This window comes from Lysobacterales bacterium, assembly GCA_014946745.1.
Taxonomy (GTDB): Bacteria; Pseudomonadota; Gammaproteobacteria; order Xanthomonadales; family Xanthomonadaceae; genus Aquimonas.
Genome location: JADCRD010000001.1, coordinates 22,595 through 39,705, shown reverse-complemented (window position 1 = coordinate 39,705; position 17,111 = coordinate 22,595). Strand labels below are relative to the sequence as shown.

17 protein-coding genes are annotated in these 17,111 nt (G+C 69.2%); 4 read left to right on the top strand and 13 right to left on the bottom strand.

What is annotated here, in order from left to right:
- Nucleotides 1–74: 74 nt before the first annotated feature.
- From H4O13_00165 to rsmD, 8 genes are all read right to left on the bottom strand, one after another.
- Entirely contained in the window at nucleotides 75–1,232 is a 1,158-nt protein-coding gene (locus H4O13_00165) for a TMEM43 family protein (protein MBE5313800.1), read from the bottom strand.
- A 6-nt stretch (nucleotides 1,233–1,238) separates the two neighbouring features.
- Nucleotides 1,239–1,676: a DUF4920 domain-containing protein gene (locus H4O13_00160; protein ID MBE5313799.1), complete on the bottom strand. Its 438-nt coding sequence runs from the start codon at nucleotides 1,674–1,676 to the stop codon at nucleotides 1,239–1,241.
- Between the two features lie 62 nt (nucleotides 1,677–1,738).
- On the bottom strand, nucleotides 1,739–2,614 hold the full coding sequence (locus H4O13_00155; GenBank protein MBE5313798.1) for an MBL fold metallo-hydrolase: 876 nt from the start codon (nucleotides 2,612–2,614) through the stop codon (nucleotides 1,739–1,741).
- 19 nt (nucleotides 2,615–2,633) lie between these two features.
- Nucleotides 2,634–4,292, bottom strand: a complete 1,659-nt coding sequence (gene ggt, locus H4O13_00150) for a gamma-glutamyltransferase (GenBank protein MBE5313797.1) — start codon at nucleotides 4,290–4,292, stop codon at nucleotides 2,634–2,636.
- A gap of 35 nt (nucleotides 4,293–4,327) precedes the next feature.
- Entirely contained in the window at nucleotides 4,328–4,588 is a 261-nt protein-coding gene (locus tag H4O13_00145) for a YfhL family 4Fe-4S dicluster ferredoxin (GenBank protein MBE5313796.1), read from the bottom strand.
- A 71-nt stretch (nucleotides 4,589–4,659) separates the two neighbouring features.
- A complete protein-coding gene (locus H4O13_00140) occupies nucleotides 4,660–5,172 on the bottom strand; it encodes a hypothetical protein (protein MBE5313795.1) in 513 nt (170 codons plus the stop codon).
- A 62-nt stretch (nucleotides 5,173–5,234) separates the two neighbouring features.
- Nucleotides 5,235–5,732: a pantetheine-phosphate adenylyltransferase gene (gene coaD, locus H4O13_00135; GenBank protein ID MBE5313794.1), complete on the bottom strand. Its 498-nt coding sequence runs from the start codon at nucleotides 5,730–5,732 to the stop codon at nucleotides 5,235–5,237.
- A gap of 19 nt (nucleotides 5,733–5,751) precedes the next feature.
- Nucleotides 5,752–6,369: a 16S rRNA (guanine(966)-N(2))-methyltransferase RsmD gene (gene rsmD / locus H4O13_00130; protein ID MBE5313793.1), complete on the bottom strand. Its 618-nt coding sequence runs from the start codon at nucleotides 6,367–6,369 to the stop codon at nucleotides 5,752–5,754.
- Nucleotides 6,370–6,462: 93 nt separating this feature from the next.
- Here rsmD and ftsY point away from each other — a divergent pair, with 93 nt between their 5' ends.
- From ftsY to H4O13_00110, 4 genes are read left to right on the top strand one after another with little or no spacing between them, the layout of a single operon-like run.
- The gene (gene ftsY / locus H4O13_00125) at nucleotides 6,463–7,665 is read left to right on the top strand and encodes a signal recognition particle-docking protein FtsY (GenBank protein MBE5313792.1); all 1,203 of its coding nucleotides are present in this window, start codon (nucleotides 6,463–6,465) and stop codon (nucleotides 7,663–7,665) included.
- Nucleotides 7,662–8,750, top strand: a complete 1,089-nt coding sequence (locus H4O13_00120; GenBank protein ID MBE5313791.1) for an AsmA family protein — start codon at nucleotides 7,662–7,664, stop codon at nucleotides 8,748–8,750. Before ftsY ends, H4O13_00120 begins: the two co-directional genes overlap by 4 nt.
- A complete protein-coding gene (gene mutY, locus H4O13_00115; GenBank protein MBE5313790.1) occupies nucleotides 8,740–9,855 on the top strand; it encodes an A/G-specific adenine glycosylase in 1,116 nt (371 codons plus the stop codon). The genes H4O13_00120 and mutY overlap by 11 nt, the downstream gene beginning before the upstream one ends.
- A 19-nt stretch (nucleotides 9,856–9,874) precedes the next feature.
- Nucleotides 9,875–10,150, top strand: coding sequence for an oxidative damage protection protein (locus tag H4O13_00110; protein MBE5313789.1), 276 nt, complete (start codon nucleotides 9,875–9,877; stop codon nucleotides 10,148–10,150).
- A gap of 276 nt (nucleotides 10,151–10,426) precedes the next feature.
- Here H4O13_00110 and H4O13_00105 read toward each other — a convergent pair whose 3' ends face one another.
- The 5 genes from H4O13_00105 to H4O13_00085 all read right to left on the bottom strand — a co-directional run bounded on the left by H4O13_00105 (nucleotide 10,427) and on the right by H4O13_00085 (nucleotide 17,059).
- Nucleotides 10,427–11,455, bottom strand: coding sequence for a LysR family transcriptional regulator (locus H4O13_00105; protein MBE5313788.1), 1,029 nt, complete (start codon nucleotides 11,453–11,455; stop codon nucleotides 10,427–10,429).
- A gap of 348 nt (nucleotides 11,456–11,803) precedes the next feature.
- Nucleotides 11,804–12,709 (bottom strand): peptidylprolyl isomerase, encoded by a 906-nt coding sequence (locus H4O13_00100; protein MBE5313787.1) that lies wholly within the window; start codon nucleotides 12,707–12,709, stop codon nucleotides 11,804–11,806.
- 209 nt (nucleotides 12,710–12,918) lie between these two features.
- A complete protein-coding gene (locus tag H4O13_00095; GenBank protein MBE5313786.1) occupies nucleotides 12,919–13,917 on the bottom strand; it encodes a serine/threonine protein kinase in 999 nt (332 codons plus the stop codon).
- Complete coding sequence (locus H4O13_00090; protein MBE5313785.1) at nucleotides 13,904–15,337, bottom strand: sigma-54-dependent Fis family transcriptional regulator; 1,434 nt, start codon at nucleotides 15,335–15,337, stop codon at nucleotides 13,904–13,906. The genes H4O13_00095 and H4O13_00090 overlap by 14 nt, the downstream gene beginning before the upstream one ends.
- Before the next feature lie 84 nt (nucleotides 15,338–15,421).
- Nucleotides 15,422–17,059 (bottom strand): hypothetical protein, encoded by a 1,638-nt coding sequence (locus H4O13_00085; GenBank protein ID MBE5313784.1) that lies wholly within the window; start codon nucleotides 17,057–17,059, stop codon nucleotides 15,422–15,424.
- Nucleotides 17,060–17,111 lie beyond the last annotated feature (52 nt).

Genomic DNA, 17,111 nt, shown 5'->3' with positions numbered 1-17,111 from the left:
TGAGCGCGCAAGGGCCTCAGGCTGGACGCGCCTGACGACGCACGCCAGAACAGCGAGCACCTGCGCGAACGCGACTAGGCCGTTGGCGGTGGCGGTGGCGTGGCGGCTCCGCTGGGCGCGCTTTGGCTGCGTCGGAACAGCAGCACGCCGGCGGCAACCAGCAGGGCCAGGCCGCCGAACAACCACCAGGGCCGGTACCAGAGCCAGCCGCTGCCGATGGCGATCAGGCTGAAGAGCGCGGCAAAGGCGAAGGACACGGCGGCAGCGGCGCCGCCCACCAGACGCCCGAGCAGGGGCACCCATTCGGCCAGGGCTACCAGCGGGCGCAGCAGCAGACCGAAGCCCAGCCACAGCAGTGCGAAGCCGCCGGCGCGCAGGGCCCAGGCGAGGCTGCTGTTGCTGCTGCGGGCCGATGCGATCAGCGACTCGGGCGGGTGCTCGCCGCGCTCCAACAGGAAAAATGCGTCGTCGCTGCGGAGCTTGGCAGGCGTGAGCCAGCCCTCGTCCAGCGCGGCGATCAGGCTGAGCGGGCCTTCGGGCAGCTGCTCGAAGCGCACGCGCACGTCGCCCAGTGCGGGCGACTGCAGGCTGTCGCCGCTGTACAGCCAGCCATCCACCGAGCGGAAGCTGGCCGCCAGGTTCGGGGTGATGTCGTCGGGCGTCACCGGCACGGGTTGCCAGCCCTCGATCTTCCAGACGATGTCGGCGTGGACGGGATACCCGCCGAGACGAACGTCGGCCGAGCGGTAGGTGCCGCCGCTGAAGGCCGGCGGCGGCGGGTTGCTATGGCCCTGCGGCTGCTTGAACTGGCTGCTGTCGACGTAATCGTCGTCCCAGGTGCGCTCGTAGCGGTACTCCTCGACCTCGCGGTACACGCCGTCGGCGCCGCGTTCGCGGCGGGTTTCGCGCGTTTCCACCCACTGGAACATTTCGACCTGGCGCCGCAGCGCAAGCGCTTGTGCCTGTACGCCGAAATCCGGGTCGAGCACGGGCTCGGCGCTTTCCACCCTCGTGCTGATGTGGGCCAGGCTGATTGCCGTCTGGCCCGTCGCCAGCGGCTGCACCTCGGCGGCCGCGGCATCGAGCACCTGGGTGCGGCGCATGGCGCGGCCTTCGTTCCAGAACTGCAGGCCGAGCGCTACGGCGATCATGGCAAGCCCGAACAGGGCGCCACCCAGCACGCCCCGGCCTTTGCCGGCTTCCGCGCGCGGCATGCGCAGCCCCGGAATCATGCGGCCTTACTCGGCGGCGCCGTCGGCGATTTCGACGGCGAAGGCGTCGATTCGGTATTCGACTTTGGCGACTTCCATGCCGCGGGTCGATTCCTCCTGCAGATGCTGGCGGTGATCGTCGGACAGCTCCTTGCGCTCAAGCTGGCCGTAGACCACGGCGGCGCCGCTGGAATCCTTGGGCACGTCGAATTTGTGGTCGTGCATCATCACGCGGACGCTTTCGCCCTGGTCTTCCAGCACCACCCAGCAGCCCTTGTTCTGGCAGACCTCCACGATGCGGCCGCTGAACTTCTGCCGGCCCTCCGCATGCTTGTCGAAGTCGGCGATGGCCGCCTGCACGGGCGTGGCTTCGCCTGCAGGCATGGGCTCCAGGCCATAGCTGCCGGCGACAGCCAGCGCGGGCAGCAGGGCAGTCAGGCAGAAAGCGATCAGGGTCGTGCGCATGGGGGCTCCGGGGGCGGCGCGTGCCGCATGTGAAGGAGCCCGCACGATAGCGCAGGCGGGGCTCAGGCCGCCAAGGGCTGTGCCTGCAGATCGGCCTGCGGCTGGGCGACGCCGTAGCGGCCCTTGTCGTCCATCGCGACCTCAGCCATGGCGCAGCGAGTGTCATGGGTGAAGTACAGGCGCACGCCGCGGGCGCGCATGTCGTCGAGGAAGGCGCGCTTCTCGTCGATCAGCATTTCCGGGTAGCGGTCGTAGCCCATGGTCACCGGCAGGTGCACCCAGGGCGCACCGGGGATGAGATCGGCGCAGAACACCACGCCGCCCTGGCCGTTCGGGCCGACGATCTCGGACAGCATCAGGCCCGGGGTGTGGCCGTCGCTGAAGTGGAAGCGCACCGCCGCGCCAAGCGAGCCACAGTGCGGGCCGTCGACCAGCTCCAGCCGGCCGCTGCGCTCCAGCAGCTCGGGCAGCTCGGGGATGAAGCTGGCGCGGTCGCGCGCATGCGGGTGCGTGGCGCGCTCGAAGCAGGCGCGGCTGACCACATAGCGCGCGTTCGGAAACAGCAGCCGCGGCGGCTGACCGGCCTCATGCGCGGCGAGCAGGCCGCCGGCATGGTCGAAATGCAGGTGGCTCAGCACCACCACGTCGATGTCGGCATCGCTGAAGCCGGCGCTGGCGAGCGAATCGAGCAGCACATGGCGATCCTCGACCACGCCGAAGCGGGCCTTGAGCTTGGGCTCGAAGAAGGCGCCGATGCCGGTCTCGAACAGCACCCGCTTGCCGTTGACGCCATCAGCAAGAAGTGCGCGGCAGGCCAGATCGATGCGGTTGTCTTCGTCCACCTCGACCCACTTCGACCACATCGGCCGCGGCACATTGCCGAACATGGCGCCGCCGTCGAGCTTCTGCGAGTTGCCGATCAGGGACCACAGCTTGATCGTCATGAGGTTCTCCGGATCAGCGGAAGATGGCGTCGTCGCTGCTGCCGTCGGCAGCCTTGCCCACGCCTTCCCAGCGCGAGTCGGTGCCGGCTTCGACCGCGCCGGTGGCGCGGTTCCACACCACCACCTGCATATTGCCCCAGGGCCGCTCGGCGGCCTGGATGACGTGGCCGCGCGCGGACAGAGCTTCGGTCTCGGCCGGCGACAGGGCCTCGGCTTCGACCGAGAGCTGGTCAGGCAGGTACTGGTGGTGGAAGCGCGGCAGGTCGGCGGTGGCCTGCGCGCCGCCACCGTCGATGAGGTTCATCAGACCCAGGATGACCATGCTGATGATGCGGCTGCCGCCGGGCGTGCCGAGGATGGCGGTGCGCTCGGGGCTGACCAGGATGCTCGGGCTCATCGAGGACAGCGGCCGCTTGCCCGGCGCGATGGCGTTGGCGTCCTCGCCGACGAGGCCAAAGGCATTGGGCGTGCCGGCCTTGACGGAGAAGTCGTCCATCTCGTTGTTGAGGAGGAAGCCGGTGCCGGGGATGGCCATCGCATTGCCGTAGGGCAGGTTCACCGTCTGCGTGACCGCGACCAGGTTGCCTTCGGTGTCGAGCAGCGAGAAGTGCGTGGTGTCCGGTCGCGCGTCCATGCCGACGCCGGGCAGCAGCTCGCTGGGCGTGGCCCGCTGCGGATGGATGCCGGCGCGCAGGCCGGCGGCGTACTGCGGGCTCATCAGCAGTTCGACCGGCACCTCGACCTGATCGGGGTCGCCCAGGTGCAGGGCGCGGTCGCGGTAGGCGCGACGCATGGCCTCGACGGTGAGGTGGATGCGGTCGACGCGTGAGAGCGGCGCCAGGTCATAGCCACCGAGAATGTTCAGCACCTGGGCGATGGCGATGCCGCCCGAGGACGGCGGCGGCGCGGTGATGATGCGATGTTCGCCGAACTGCAGCGACAGCGGCGCGCGTTCGACCACCGCGTACTGCTCGAAGTCTTCGAGCGTCCAGAGACCGCCGGCGGCGCGCACGCCGTCGACCAGGGTCTGCGCCAGCTCGCCGCGATAGAAGCCGTCGTGGCCTTGCGCCGCGAGTTTTTCCAGCATCGCGGCGTAGTCGGGATTGACCATGCGCGTGCCTTCGGCGGGGATTGCGCCCTCGCGCAGGAACAGCGCGGACGCGCCCGGATCGGCGGCGATCACGTCCTTGCGCCAGCCCAGCATCAGCGCATTCTTGCGGCCGAAGGTCCAGCCTTCGCGGGCCATGCGGATGGCCGGCGCCAGCGACTTCGACAGCGGCAGGCGGCCGTACTTCTGCGAGAGGTGCACCAGCCCCGCCGGCAGGCCGGGGATGGCCGCGGCAAGCGCGCCGTCGATGCTGCGCCGACGCACCGGCTCACCGTTCTCGTCCAGAAACATGTCGCGAGTGGCTGCCAGCGGCGCGCGTTCGCGGGCGTCGATGAACACATACCGGTCTTCTGCCGCGATGTGCAGCAGGAAGAAGCCGCCGCCGCCGATGCCCGAGCTCTCGGGTTCGACCAGGCCCAGCGCAGCACTCACAGCGACAGCCGCGTCGAAGGCGTTGCCGCCGGCGGCCAGCACTTCCATGCCGGCGTCGGTGGCCTGCGCGTTGGCGCTGGCGATGGCCGGATGGCGCGGTTTCTCGGCAGCGAAGCTCAGCGAAACGCACAGCAGCAGGGCGGCCAGCGCCGCCCCACGGAGGATGCTCAGGCGCACTTGGCGACTCCTGTCAGCAGTTCGAACTTGATGAGCAGCTGCTCACGCGATTCGGGATGTGCGGGATCGAGGTCGATGCACTCGACCGGGCAGACCTCGATGCACTGCGGCTCGTCGTAATGGCCGACGCATTCGGTGCAGCGCTCGGGCGCGATCTCGTAGATCACCTCGCCCTGGCTGATCGCGCCATTCGGGCAGGCCGGCTCGCAGACGTCGCAGTTGACGCAGAGCGCGTTGATGATGAGGGCCATGCTGTACCTGCGCTTGCAGCCCGCCCCGGAGCGCGGGGCTCCGGGGCGGCGTGGAACATTTCGATCGGGAATTACTTCGCTTCGACGAACACGTATTCCGCGCCCGAGGTCTGCAGCGCCTGCGCCACGCGCTCGGAGTCTTCCGCCTTGCCGATGAACAGCACGCGCACTTCGTTGAAGGAACCGGCCGACGAATCCTTGAAGGCCTCGACGATCAGGTCGGCCATCTTGGCCGACTCCGGCGAGCCGAAGGCCAGCATGTTGCCCGGCAGCACGCCGCGCTCGACGGTGCCGTAGACGTTGTCGAGCTGACGCTCGTATTCGCCCTGGAAGTCCTCGCGGCTCGCGGCCGGCAGGTAGTACATGAACGGGCTGGTGCGCAGCTTCTCGGGCAGGTTCTGCTTGACCACGTTGGTCAGGTAGAGCTTCCACGCGCGCTCGTCGTTGGGGTCGGCGGGCACGCTGAGTGCGACCTGCTCGGTGGCGGCCGGTGCGGCTTCCTGCTCCTGCTTGCCGCAGCCGACAAGGCCCAGGCCGAGCAGGGCGACGAGCGCGATCGGAGCAAAGCGGACGGTGGACTTCATTGGGGGGCTCCTGTTTGCGTTGGGTGTGAATCGATGACCGGGCACGGGCCCGACCGACGGGATCAGGCGCGGTTCCAGCGCTTCTTCAGCGCTGCATCCACCGCCGGGTGCACAAAGCCGGAAACGTCACCGCCAAGGCGGGCGATCTCGCGGACCAAGGACGAGGAAATGAAGCTGTACTGCTCGGCCGGGGTGAGAAACAGGGTCTCCACCTCGGGAATCAGATGGCGGTTCATGCTGGCCATCTGGAACTCGTACTCGAAATCCGACACCGCGCGCAGGCCGCGCAGCAGCACGCCCCCGCCGACCTTGCGGACGAAGTCGGCAAGCAGGCTGTCGAAACCGACCACCTCGACATTCGGAATATCGCCCAGGGTGATGCGCGCCAGCTCGATGCGCTCGGCGAGCGCAAAGCCCGGGCCCTTGTGCGGGCTTTCGGCCACGCCAACGACGATGCGCTCGAACAGCGGCGCAGCCCGCGACACCAGGTCGATGTGACCGTTGGTGATCGGGTCGAAGGTGCCGGGATAGACGGCGGTGCGCTGGCGGGTCGAACTCATGCGGTCAGGGCCTTCAGCATCAGGCGCCGGAGTGTAGCAGGGGGGATTCCGGGCTCGCCCATGTGCGCAGATACAGCCGCCCGTGCGCGTGGCGGGTGGCCAGTTCTCGGTGCAGCCGCCAGTGCGGCGGCACCGCCGGCGCCGGGCCGGGCGCCGATTCGACATAAACGAAAGCGTGCTCGGCGAGATGCGCGTCAAGAAGGCCAATCGCCGAGTCGTGCAAGCCGGCCGCGAAAGGCGGATCGACGAAGGCCAGGTCCCAGGCGCGGGCGGGCGGCTGCCGCAGCCAGGCGATGGCGTCGCCCACGTGCACGTCGAGACCCGCCCCGAGACGCTGGGCGCTGGCGCGCAGAGCGGCCGCGGCAGCGGGATCGCGCTCGACCAGCAGCACCGAGGCAGCGCCGCGCGAAGCCGCTTCGAAGCCCAGCGCGCCGCTGCCGGCGAACAGGTCGAGGCAGGCGCGCCCCGCAAGTTCGTGCATCAGCCAGTTGAACAGGGTCTCGCGCATCCGGTCCGAGCTGGGACGCAGGCCCGGCAGGGCGGGAAAGGTGAGGCGGCTGCCGCGCAAGCGGCCGCCGATGATCCGCACTTCGCCGTCGGCTGAGGGCGCGGGCGCGCGTTTGGGGGTTCGTGACATGGCGCCAAGGCTAAGGCTTCGCGCCGGGCCACGCACGAGGCGCGCGGGGGCCTGCTGCTACCATGCGCATCCCCCGGGGATGCCTGCGCCTGCATGTTCAAGTTCTGGAAGAAGAAGCCCGCCGCGACGCCCGAGCCGACGCCGGTCGAGTCGCCTGCCAGCGAGGCCGCGAGCGCCGATGCCCCGACGCAACTCGCCCTGACGCCCGTTGAACCCCTCGCGGAGGCCCGGGCTTCGGAGAGGGTCGAGACGGCTGACGAGGGGATTGCGCCGACTGCGGCCACTTCTTGGGCCGCTACGCCACCCGAGGACCGCCTGAACGCGCTGCCTGCAGCGGTGACGCCGACGGAGACCGCGCTGGCTCCCGCCCCCGCCGCCCCGGCCAAGCTGAGCTGGCGCGAGCGCCTTGCCGGCAGCGCATTGGCGCGCGGCTTTGCCTCGCTGTTCTCGCGCAACCCCAAGCTCGATGAGAACCTGCTCGACGAAATCGAAACCTGTCTGCTCACCGCCGACGTCGGCGTGGCGGCCACCGAGTCGCTGATCTCCGGCCTGCGCACGCGCATGAACCGCCGCGAGTTTGCCGACGCGCGTGCGCTGATGAACGCCCTGCGCGGCGAGCTGCAGGCCCTGCTGCAGCCAGTGGCGCAGCCGCTGTCGATCGTGGGCGCGAAGCCGTTCGTGATCCTCACGGTCGGCATCAACGGCGTCGGCAAGACCACCACCATCGGCAAGCTGGCGCACCGCTACCGCGGCCAAGGCAAACAGCTGCTGCTGGCGGCCGGCGACACTTTCCGCGCGGCGGCGGTCGAGCAGCTCAAGACCTGGGGCGAGCGCAACCAGGTGCCTGTGATCGCCCAAGGCAGCGGCGCCGATTCGGCCTCGGTCATCTACGACGCACTTGCCGCGGCGCAATCGCGCGGCGCCGACCTGTTGATCGCCGACACCGCCGGCCGCCTGCACACGCAGAGCGGGCTGATGGACGAGCTCGCCAAGATCCGCCGTGTGCTCGGCAAGCTCGATGCCACGGCACCGCACGAGGTGCTGATGGTGATCGACGGCACCACCGGCCAGAACGCGGTCAACCAGGTGCGCCAGTTCCGCGCCAGCGCGGGCGTGACCGGCCTCGTCGTGACCAAGCTCGACGGCTCGGCCAAGGGCGGCGTGGTGTTCGCCCTGGCCCGCGAGTTCGGTCTGCCGATCCGCTTCGTGGGCCTGGGCGAGAAAGCCGCCGATCTGCGCGAGTTCGAGCCTGCGGCCTTCGTCGACGCCCTGCTGCCGGAGTCGTTGGGCGCGTGAACGCCGGCGCGGCCCCGCGCGGGCGGCGCTGGGCGCTGTATGTCGGCGGTGTCATCGTGCTGCTGGTCCTGCTGGTGGCGCTGCTGCGCCACTACCTGCAGCCAGAGCGCCTGTCAGCCGCCCTGCTGACTGAGGCAGAAGCCGCCACGGGCTTGAGTCTGAAGCTGGCCGAGCCCGCCGACGTATCGCTGTGGCCCGATCTGCACATCGTGCTGCGCGGTCTGGAGGCGCGCGCGGAGTCTGGCGCAGCCCCACTGCTGACGGCAGAGCGTGTCGAGCTGGCTCTGCCCTGGAGCACCCTGTGGGGTGGCGCGATCGAACTCAGCGAACTGCGTCTGCAGCGTCCACAGCTCGATCGCGATGCGCTGGCCAACTGGCTGTCGGCGCGCCCCGACACGGTCGGGCCGGCCGCGCCGCCGCGGTTGCCACGGCTTGCGGCCGAGCTTGCGATCAGCCACGGCCGAGTGTTCGGCGATGCCGCCGACAGCTGGGAGCTGGACGAGATCGAGCTGCAGCTCTCGCGGCTGCTGCCCGGCGAGGATTTCCGGCTTTCGCTCGCGCTGGAGTACCGCGAGGGCGAGCTGCGGATACCACTGCAGGCCGATGCGGCCGGCCGGCTGCACGCGCCGGGCATGCCGCTGGAGCTCGCGCCGCTGGCCCTGCGCTGGCGGAGTTCCGAGCCCGAAGGCGAGGCGCTGCTGCAGCTCGACGGCCATCTCGAACTCGCCTGGCCGCATCGTCTGCAGCTGCTGCTCGAAGGTCGTGGTCGACAGTGGCCGGAGGCGTGGCCAGCGCTGCCGCAGGCGGCAGATGCGCCGGACGACGAGTACGCGCTGGCGCTGGAATTCATCGGCACGCCCGAAGGCCGCGGCCCGGTTCGGGCGCGCTTCTCGCGCGGCAGCCTGCAGGCCGACCTGCAGGCGGATGCGGCCGAGCTTCTGGACTGGATCGCCCGGCCCGGTCCGCGCGGCCTGCCGCCGGCGCAGTTCCGCGCGGCCATGCCGCTGATTGAGCAGCAGGGCCTGCGCATCGAGGGCCTGCAGGTCGAACTGCGCGAAGCGGAAATCGAAGCCGATGCCGATTGAATCGAACGCGGCGACGCAATCGCCGCTGGCCGCACGCCTGCTCGACTGGCACGCGCAGCACGGCCGCCACGACCTGCCCTGGCAGCATCCGCGCACGCCGTATCGGGTCTGGCTGTCCGAAGTGATGCTGCAGCAGACCCAGGTCGGCACGGTGATCGGCTACTTCCAGCGCTTCGTCGATGCCCTGCCCTCGTTGCCGGCGCTGGCTGCCGCCCCGCTGGACCAGGTCCTGGGCCTGTGGTCGGGGCTGGGCTATTACAGCCGCGCGCGCAACCTGCATCGCACCGCCCAACGCTGCGCCGAAGCGCACGCGGGCGAGCTGCCGACCACGCTGGAAGCGCTGATGGCCCTGCCAGGCATCGGCCGCAGCACGGCAGGCGCCATACTTGCCCAGGCCCACGGCCTGCGCTTTCCGATTCTTGATGGCAACGTGCGCCGCGTGCTGGCGCGCTACCACGGCATCGCCGAATGGCCGGGCCTGCCGGCGGTGGAGAAACAGCTGTGGCGGCTGGCGGAGTCGCATCTGCCGGACCAGCGACTCGCCGACTACACGCAGGCGCAAATGGACCTCGGAGCCACCGTCTGCACCCGCGGCAAGCCTGCCTGCCTGCTGTGCCCGCTGCGCGAGAACTGCGCCGCACATGCGCAGGGCCTGAAGGGCCTTATTCCGGCCGCGCGGCCGCGCAAGGCGACGCCGGTACGCAGCACGCGAATGCTGCTGCTGGTGGATACGCAAGGCCGCGTGCTGCTGGAACGACGCCCGGAGACCGGCGTCTGGGCCGAACTGTGGAGCCTGCCGGAATGCGGCGAGAACGCCGACGCCGAGCTTGCCGCCCACGCCCTGCCCGCGCGCCTCGATGGCCCGGCCGAAGCGTTGAGCGGCTTCCGCCACACGTTCAGCCACTACCATCTCGACGTGCAGCCGCTGCGCTGGCGCGCGCGGGCGATCGAAGGTGTCGGCGAAATCTCGAACAAGTCACCGCAGCGCGGCTGGTTCAGCGCCGCCGAATTCGCATCCCTTGGCCTGCCCGCCCCGGTGCGTAAGCTGCTGGCCGAACACCTCGAAGCCTCCGGCGCCGCGCGCGCTGTGAGCACTGAAGACTGACAACCGACTGGAGCCCCTCATGCCCCGCACCGTGTTCTGCGTGAAGCACAAGCGTGAAACCGAAGGCCTCGACTTCGCCCCCTGGCCGGGCGAGCTAGGCAAGCGCGTGTACAGCGAGATCGGCAAGCCCGCCTGGGCCGAATGGCTGGCCCACCAGACCATGCTGATCAACGAGAACCGCCTGTCCCCCATGGACCCCAAGCACCGGGCGTACCTGGGCGAACAGATGGAGAAATTCCTGTTTGGCGATGGGGCGGACGCGGTCGCGGGCTTTGTCGCGCCGGACGCGAGCTGAGAGCGGGAAAGTCGAAGGCTGGGGCGGGTTCGCCCCCTATCCACAACCTGCCTTCGCTTCGCTCGGGCTCCGGAGAGTGTCGGCTGCCACCGGCAGCCGACAAACACTCTCCTCCGCATCCCACGAGGAGAGAGGGGCTTCAGAGCAGCGCTTCGATGAACGCGCGGGATCTCTGGAAGACCGGAACCACAACGGGGAATCGATAAAGCGAGAGAGCCGGACGCGCCGGCTTCTCGCTTCTACGAATCCCAATCCCAAATCCCCAATCCCGGCCTTTCAAGCACACACCGCAGCCAGCACCGCGCGCGAGCTGACGGCGGGCGTGGGGCGCTGCAGCTGCCACACGGGCACCTGCTCCGGTTCGAGCGGAGCGGGGCCGCTGCGACGGTCGCCGGCGAGCCAGCGGCGCACGGCGACGCGGTCGCCATGCGGGGCGAGCAGGGCCAGCAGGCGCTCGACCGGGGCGGACAGCGCGCGGTCGGTGCGGGGCATGGCCCAGGTGGTGCAGATCGGCAGCAGGTGGCCAAGCGGCAGGGCAACGAGATCGGTGTCGTTCTCGTCGAGCGAGAGCTCGGCGAGGATGCCCACGCCCATGCCGCGGCGCACATAGCTCTTGATCAGCTCGCTGTCCTGGGCGGTGCAGCCGACCCGCAGGCTGAAGCCGGCGGAGGCGAAGGCACGGCGCAGGCTCGAACGCTCATCCAGCGTCGAGTCGTAGCTGATCAAGGGGTGGCGCGCGAGCTGGGACAGGCTCACCCGACGCAGTTCGGCCAGCGGATGGTTGCGCGGCACCACCGCCACCCGCTGCCAGCGCAGCACGGGCACCGCGAGCGGGCCGGGCGGGACATCGGTGGAGGTGCTGACCAGGGCGATATCGGTATCGCCGGTGGCGAGCTGGGTGAGCGCATCCTCTCGGCTGGCGTGGCGCAGGCGAATCACCAGCTGCGGCTGTTCGGCCTGAAGCACCGACATGGCCGCGGGCAGGATGCTGCGCGCAAGCGTGGGCGAGGAAGTGATGGACAGGACACCGCCGTTGTCGCGCTTCAGGCTCTGCGCGAGCGCACGGATCTGTTCGGCTTCGGCAATCATGCGGCGAGCGCGCTGCACGACTTCCTGGCCTTCGGGTGTCAGCGCTTCGAGGCTCTTGCCACGGCGCTTGAAGAGGCGGAAGCCAAGCCCGGATTCGAGCTGGCGGAGTTGCTTGGACAGGCCGGACTGGGTCGCGTGGATACGCTCGGCGGCGAGCGTGACGTTGAGCCCGGAGTCGACGATGGCGAGTACGGTGCGGAGCTGGGTCAGGGTCATGATGTCGTTCCGGGAGATCGCAAGGGCTGATGCTGGCTGTCGCTGCTGGCGTCGAGGGTGTACCAATGGGCGCTGGTAAAGCCCCAACCGCCTACGTAGGACATGGCAATACACGGGTTGCCGGCATTAATCGATTTCATGGTCGTGACCTCGGGTGTGGGCGGCTGTGCGCCCGGGAGTGCTTGGGGTGGTGCGGGGGTCTAGCGGATCCGTACAGGCCGGAAGGCCGATCCGGTTGGTGCGTCGCCGCATATGACGACACGAATCGAACGTAGCCGGTTTGTGTCAAGCCCGCCAGCGTTTTTTGCCGGCATATGACCAAAGTGTCGTATGCGATTTCAGACCTTGTCAGTCCGCATGGCGGCTGCGCCGCGTCGGAATTCCGACGTTGCAGACCTCGATGCGGCCCGCCGGATGCGCGAACCAGGGCTCACGGCGGAAGCGGCGAGACTCGATATAGGCGCGAAAACTGTCGGAGTCGGTGCGCATCACCTCGAAGCCAGGACGCTCGGCGGGGTCCGCTGCGCTGGCGAGACGCATGGTCTTCACCGCCGGCTTGGCCTGTGCGGGCGTGTAGAAGCCGAGCGGCGCCTGTCCGCGCGGCAGACTGGACAGATGCTCGATGCCCTCCAGCACGCGACCGAACAGGGTGACGTTGCGGTCCAGATGGCGCGGCGCATGTCCGGTCACCACGTACAGCTGGGCGGCGCTGCCGCTGTCGGGCGGGTTGTCGCGGCCCGCGCCCAGCGCACCGTAGCAGTGCGCCAGCCAGCTGCGTCCCGTGGCCGGGTCGCGCGCCGCCGGAAAGCCATCGATGAAGCCGGCCTCGGGCGCGTAGACGTCGCCATCCGGCACGGGAGTGAAAGCACCGACCCTTTCGCTGGCCTGATCGAACTCGGCGGCGAGACGCTCGGCCTGCTCGCCGCGCCCGCGCGCCTGCTCAACGTCGTCGGCCAGCGGATCGCCCCATTGAGCGACGTAGTTGTCCTGCGAGCGCAGCACCGCCAGGCCGTTGAAGTAGTCCTGCGCGATCAGCCCTCGCAGTTGCTCGGCGTGCTTCGGCGCGAAAGCCGGGGCGAGCTCGATGTAGACCGTGCCAGACTCGAGCTCCAGCAGGACCAGATTCTCCGGATCGACTGCACGCCAGGCCTCGGCCGGCGCCTGCGCCAGCACCTCGGCGCTGCTCAAGGGCTTGGGTGATTCTGCATTGGCGACAGTGGCGAGCAGCAGGCTCAGGGCGAACAGGTGGCGCATGGGCGGCTCCGGTGGTCGGGTGTGCCGACTGTGGACCGGCGCGACGCGGGCCTCAAGCCTGCAGCAGACACTGCCCCGTGAGCGCCGCGTCCGTGGAGGATTGAGGCCACGCACTTCTTGCAGCGCTGGGCCATTCGCTGACGCTCTCGGCAGCGCGGCGCACGCGCCGGCTCGGCCGAATCCCGAATCCCGAATCCCGAATCCCGGCTCTACAGCCTAAGCGGCGGCCCTTCCAGCAGATCCAGCTGCTCGCGCAGCTGATTCAGCAGCCGATCCCAGTGGGCGCGCTCCTCGAACCACGGAAACGCGGCTGGAAACGCGGGATCCGCCCAGCGTCGCGCGATCCAGGCGTGGTAGTGCAGCAGTCGCAGGCTGCGCAGCGCCTCGATCAGCACGAGTTCGCGCGGCTCGAAGGCGCGGAACAGGGTGTAGCCCTCCAGCAGATCGCCGAGCTGGCGGCGCATCGACTCGCGATCGCCGGACAGCAGCATCCACAGGTCCTGCATGGCGGGGCCGGTGGAGCAGTCGTCGAAATCGACGAATTGGATCTGGCCTTCGCGCCAAAGCAGGTTGCCGGGGTGACAGTCGCCGTGCAGGCGCAGCTCGGCCAGCGGTGCGGACTCCTCGAAGGCATCTTCGACGGCATCCAGCACGGCCTCGGCCGTACGCTCGAAGCTGGCCTCGAGCTCGGCGGGCAGCCAGCCCTGATCCAGCAGAAACTCGAGCGGGGCCTCGCCATGGCTCAGCAGATCGATGTGCGGACGATGCACAAAGGGCGCGCGCGCGCCGACCTCGTGCAGGCGCCCCAGCGCGCGCCCCAGCTGCTCCAGCGTGGCCGGCGCATCAAGTTCCGGGGCCAGCCCGCCGCGCAGCGGAAACAGGGCGAAGCGAAAGCCCTGATGGCGGAACAGGCTCTGCCCTTCGCGCGCGAGCGGCGCCACCACCGGGATTTCGGCCGCTTCGAGCTCGCGCGTGAAGCCTAGCTCCTCGACGATCGCAGCATCGTCCCAGCGACCGGGGCGGTAGAACTTCGCGACCAAAGGCGGCGCATCGTCGAGGCCCACGCGGAACACGCGGTTCTCGAAGCTGTTGAGCGCGAACACATGGCCGCTGCAGGCGTAGCCCTGCGCTTCGACCGCGGCGATCACGCTAGCCGGATCCAGCCCCGCGTAAGGCGTCGGCGAGGTCGGCGGATCAGTCGATGCCAAGCTTCTTCAGCTTGTAGCGCAGCGCGCGGAAGGTGATGCCGAGCTTCGCCGCAGCCTTGGTCTTGTTGTAGCGGCACTCTTCCAGGGCCTTCATGATCGCCTCGCGCTCGACCTGCTCGATGAAGTCGGTCAATGGCTCGGTCGGCGAGCGCGCCGCCGGCGTCGCATCAACAGCCGTCGCTGCGGAAGCGGGCGAGGTCGCTTGGACACCCGTTTGCGTGACGGGTGCGATCGGAGCGGCGTGCCCGGCCTCGGGCGCGAACATCGCGGCGGCGCGCGGCAGATGCAGATCGTCGGTGCCGATGCTGCCGCTGTCGCACAAAGCGACCGCGCGCTCAAGGATGTTCTCCAGCTCACGCACGTTGCCGGGGAAGGGATAGGCCTTCAGCGCCAGCGCGGCGTCTTCGTTCAGGCGATAGGGCGGGTCGCCATTCTCCTGCGCCAGCCGGCGCAGGATGGCTTCGGCCAGCGGCAGGATGTCGCCGGTGCGCTCACGCAGCGGGGGCACGCGCAGCTCGATCACATTGATGCGGTAGTAGAGGTCGTGGCGGAACTTGGCCTCGGCGACCAGCTGGGCGAGGTTTTTGTGGGTCGCCGACAGGATGCGCACGTCGACCAGCTGCTCGGCATTGGCGCCCACCGGCCGCACGGATTTCTCCTGGATCACGCGCAGCAGCTTCACCTGCATGTGGATCGGCAGCTCGGCGACTTCATCGAGGAACAGGGTGCCGCCGTGCGCGGCCTGGAACAGGCCTTCCTTGTCGCCGTGCGCGCCGGTGAAGCTGCCCTTCTTGTGGCCGAAGAACTCGCTCTCCATCAGCTCAGAGGGAATCGCGCCGCAGTTGACGGGGACAAAAGGCCCCTCGGCGCGCGGGCCCTGCTCGTGGATGAGGCGGGCGACCAGCTCCTTGCCGACACCGGACTCGCCGCTGATGTAAACCGGCGCTTGGCTGCGCGCCACTTTCGAGATGGTGGCGCGCAGCTGCTGCATCGCTGGCGAGTCGCCCTGCAGCTTGTTGGCCGACAGCTGTAGCTGGGCGCGGCGCTGCTCACCGAGCTGCAGCGCGCTCTGCACCAGCCGCCGCAGCACGTGCAGGTCGACCGGCTTGGAGACGAAGTCGAAGGCGCCGGCCTTCAGCGCATTCACCGCCGCATCGACGTTGCCGTAGGCGGTGATCATCGCCACCGGCGTCTCTGGATACTTCTGCGAGATCAGCTCGATCAGGCTCTGGCCGCTGCCGTCCGGCAGGCGCATGTCGGTAAAGCACAGGTCGTAGCGCTGGCGCGCCAGCTGCTCGCGCGCCGAGGCCAGATCAGCCGCCGTCTCGACCCGCAGGCCCATGCGGCCCAGGGTCAGCACCAGCAGTTCGCGGATATCGCGCTCGTCGTCGACGATCAGGGCACAGCGCGTGGTCGACATGGTCACCTGTCAGGATTCGGGGCTTAGCGGCGGCGCCGCGGGCAGCGGACTTCAAGCCGGCGTGAGGATACGACACCGTCCGGGTTACGTCTCGCCGGGGGGCTGCGCAAAACTGCGGGACTTGGCCAGGGTGATGCGGAAGCAGGCGCCGCCGGCGGGCACCGGCACGTATTCGAGGCTGGCCTGGTTGGCTTCGCAGAGCTGGCGGGCGATGTAGAGGCCGAGCCCCGTGCCGTGCTCGTGGGTCGTGAAAAAGGGCTCAAAGATGCTGGCGGCGACTTTCGCGGGGATGCCCGGGCCACGATCGATCACCTCGACCACCGGCGGGCCGTAGTCCAGCGCCTGGCGGGCACTGACGGTCACGCGTGCGGGCTCGCCCGGCAGGCGCCCATAGCTGAGGGCGTTGCTCACCAGTACGGTCACGGCCTGGTGCAGCTGGGCCGGGTCGACGACGACATACAGCCTCCGCGGCGGCGGAGCTGCAATCAGCTGATCCTGATCGAGGTGATGGCTCGCCTGATAGTCATCGACGAACTGCAGCACCCACTGCGAAAGATCGACCTGCTCCGGGCGCGAGCGCTCGCGCCGCGAAAGATTGAGCACGTTCTCGATGATCCCGTTCATGCGGTGGCAGTGGGAAAGGATGATCTCGACCAGGCGCTTGTCGGTTTCGGGCAGGTCGGGAGACTCCTCCAGCAGCTGGGCGGAATAGCTGATCGCCGCCAGCGGATTGCGCACCTCATGCGCGATGCTGGCCGACAGCCGGCCCAGCGTCGACAGGGTCAACTCTTCGGCGCGCCGCGAGACGAGGCTGGCGTCGTCCAGAAAGATCAGCACCAGGCCGTCGCTGGCGGAGAGTTTGGCGAAGCGCGGAATCACTTCGATGCCCTCGCCCGCCAGCTGCAGCGGCTGGCTGGCGCCTTCGCGGCCGCGCTGCCAATCAGCGAGCCGCCGGGCAAGCGCGGGTGCCACGGTGCCGAGATACTGCTCGGCGGGCGAAGGCTGTCCCAGCAGATTCCAGGCGGCTTCGTTGCTCAGCTGGATCTGGTTGCCGGCATCAACCACCAGCACGCCGGTGCGCATGCGGCGGATGATCAGCTCGTTGAGCTGCGAAAGGTTGGCGAGATCCTCCCCGCGCTGCGCGGCGAGCCGGTTGGCTTCGCGCATCTGCCGGCCCAGCAGGTTGCAGAGGACCGCTGCGGCGAAGTAGCTGATCGCCAGCATCACCGACTCGATCAGGTCGCGCGAACCACCGCGCGTGCCGAAGCCGGTCAGGAAGTACTCGGCGACGCCGCCAAGGGCCATGATCGCTGCAAGGCTGAGGCTGGTCTTCAGCGGCAGCAGCAGCGCGCCGGCGCCGATGTTGACCAGCATCATCAGACTGATCGCGGTGTCGATGCCCTCGGAAACATGGAAGAACAGCAGGGCGATACCGATGTCGAGCGCGAGCCCCACGGCCGCCTGCAGCTGCAGACGCAGGCGCAGGTGGCTGGCGGCGATGACCAGGGCCAGACCGAGCACGAGATAGCTGACCGCAGCGCCACGCGCAACGACCGGTGAGTCCAGCTGCACCAGATCGGCGGCGAACGCGCTGAACATCACGAAGACCAGCAGCGCACCTTCGAGCGCGCGGTACAAAGCGAAGAAATAGAGCTCGCGGCGCAAGCCCAGCTCGGTTGCCGAATCGACGGCCTTCGCGGCGTCCGCGCCCTGCTCGCTCATGCCCTGGTCCGACCGCCGATGACGGCGCCGAGTATAGGCCGGGCCAGGTGGC

What these genes read in the sequence shown, in the direction of transcription:
- H4O13_00090 (MBE5313785.1), bottom strand. Translation starts at nt 15,337, where the DNA reads ATGTCGACCACGCGCTGTGCCCTGATCGTCGACGACGAGCGCGATATC.
- H4O13_00165 (MBE5313800.1), bottom strand. Translation starts at nt 1,232, where the DNA reads ATGATTCCGGGGCTGCGCATGCCGCGCGCGGAAGCCGGCAAAGGCCGG.
- H4O13_00160 (MBE5313799.1), bottom strand. Translation starts at nt 1,676, where the DNA reads ATGCGCACGACCCTGATCGCTTTCTGCCTGACTGCCCTGCTGCCCGCG.
- mutY (MBE5313790.1), top strand. Translation starts at nt 8,740, where the DNA reads ATGCCGATTGAATCGAACGCGGCGACGCAATCGCCGCTGGCCGCACGC.
- H4O13_00110 (MBE5313789.1), top strand. Translation starts at nt 9,875, where the DNA reads ATGCCCCGCACCGTGTTCTGCGTGAAGCACAAGCGTGAAACCGAAGGC.
- H4O13_00145 (MBE5313796.1), bottom strand. Translation starts at nt 4,588, where the DNA reads ATGGCCCTCATCATCAACGCGCTCTGCGTCAACTGCGACGTCTGCGAG.
- H4O13_00100 (MBE5313787.1), bottom strand. Translation starts at nt 12,709, where the DNA reads ATGCGCCACCTGTTCGCCCTGAGCCTGCTGCTCGCCACTGTCGCCAAT.
- H4O13_00105 (MBE5313788.1), bottom strand. Translation starts at nt 11,455, where the DNA reads ATGACCCTGACCCAGCTCCGCACCGTACTCGCCATCGTCGACTCCGGG.
- rsmD (MBE5313793.1), bottom strand. Translation starts at nt 6,369, where the DNA reads ATGTCACGAACCCCCAAACGCGCGCCCGCGCCCTCAGCCGACGGCGAA.
- coaD (MBE5313794.1), bottom strand. Translation starts at nt 5,732, where the DNA reads ATGAGTTCGACCCGCCAGCGCACCGCCGTCTATCCCGGCACCTTCGAC.
- ftsY (MBE5313792.1), top strand. Translation starts at nt 6,463, where the DNA reads ATGTTCAAGTTCTGGAAGAAGAAGCCCGCCGCGACGCCCGAGCCGACG.
- H4O13_00085 (MBE5313784.1), bottom strand. Translation starts at nt 17,059, where the DNA reads ATGAGCGAGCAGGGCGCGGACGCCGCGAAGGCCGTCGATTCGGCAACC.
- H4O13_00140 (MBE5313795.1), bottom strand. Translation starts at nt 5,172, where the DNA reads ATGAAGTCCACCGTCCGCTTTGCTCCGATCGCGCTCGTCGCCCTGCTC.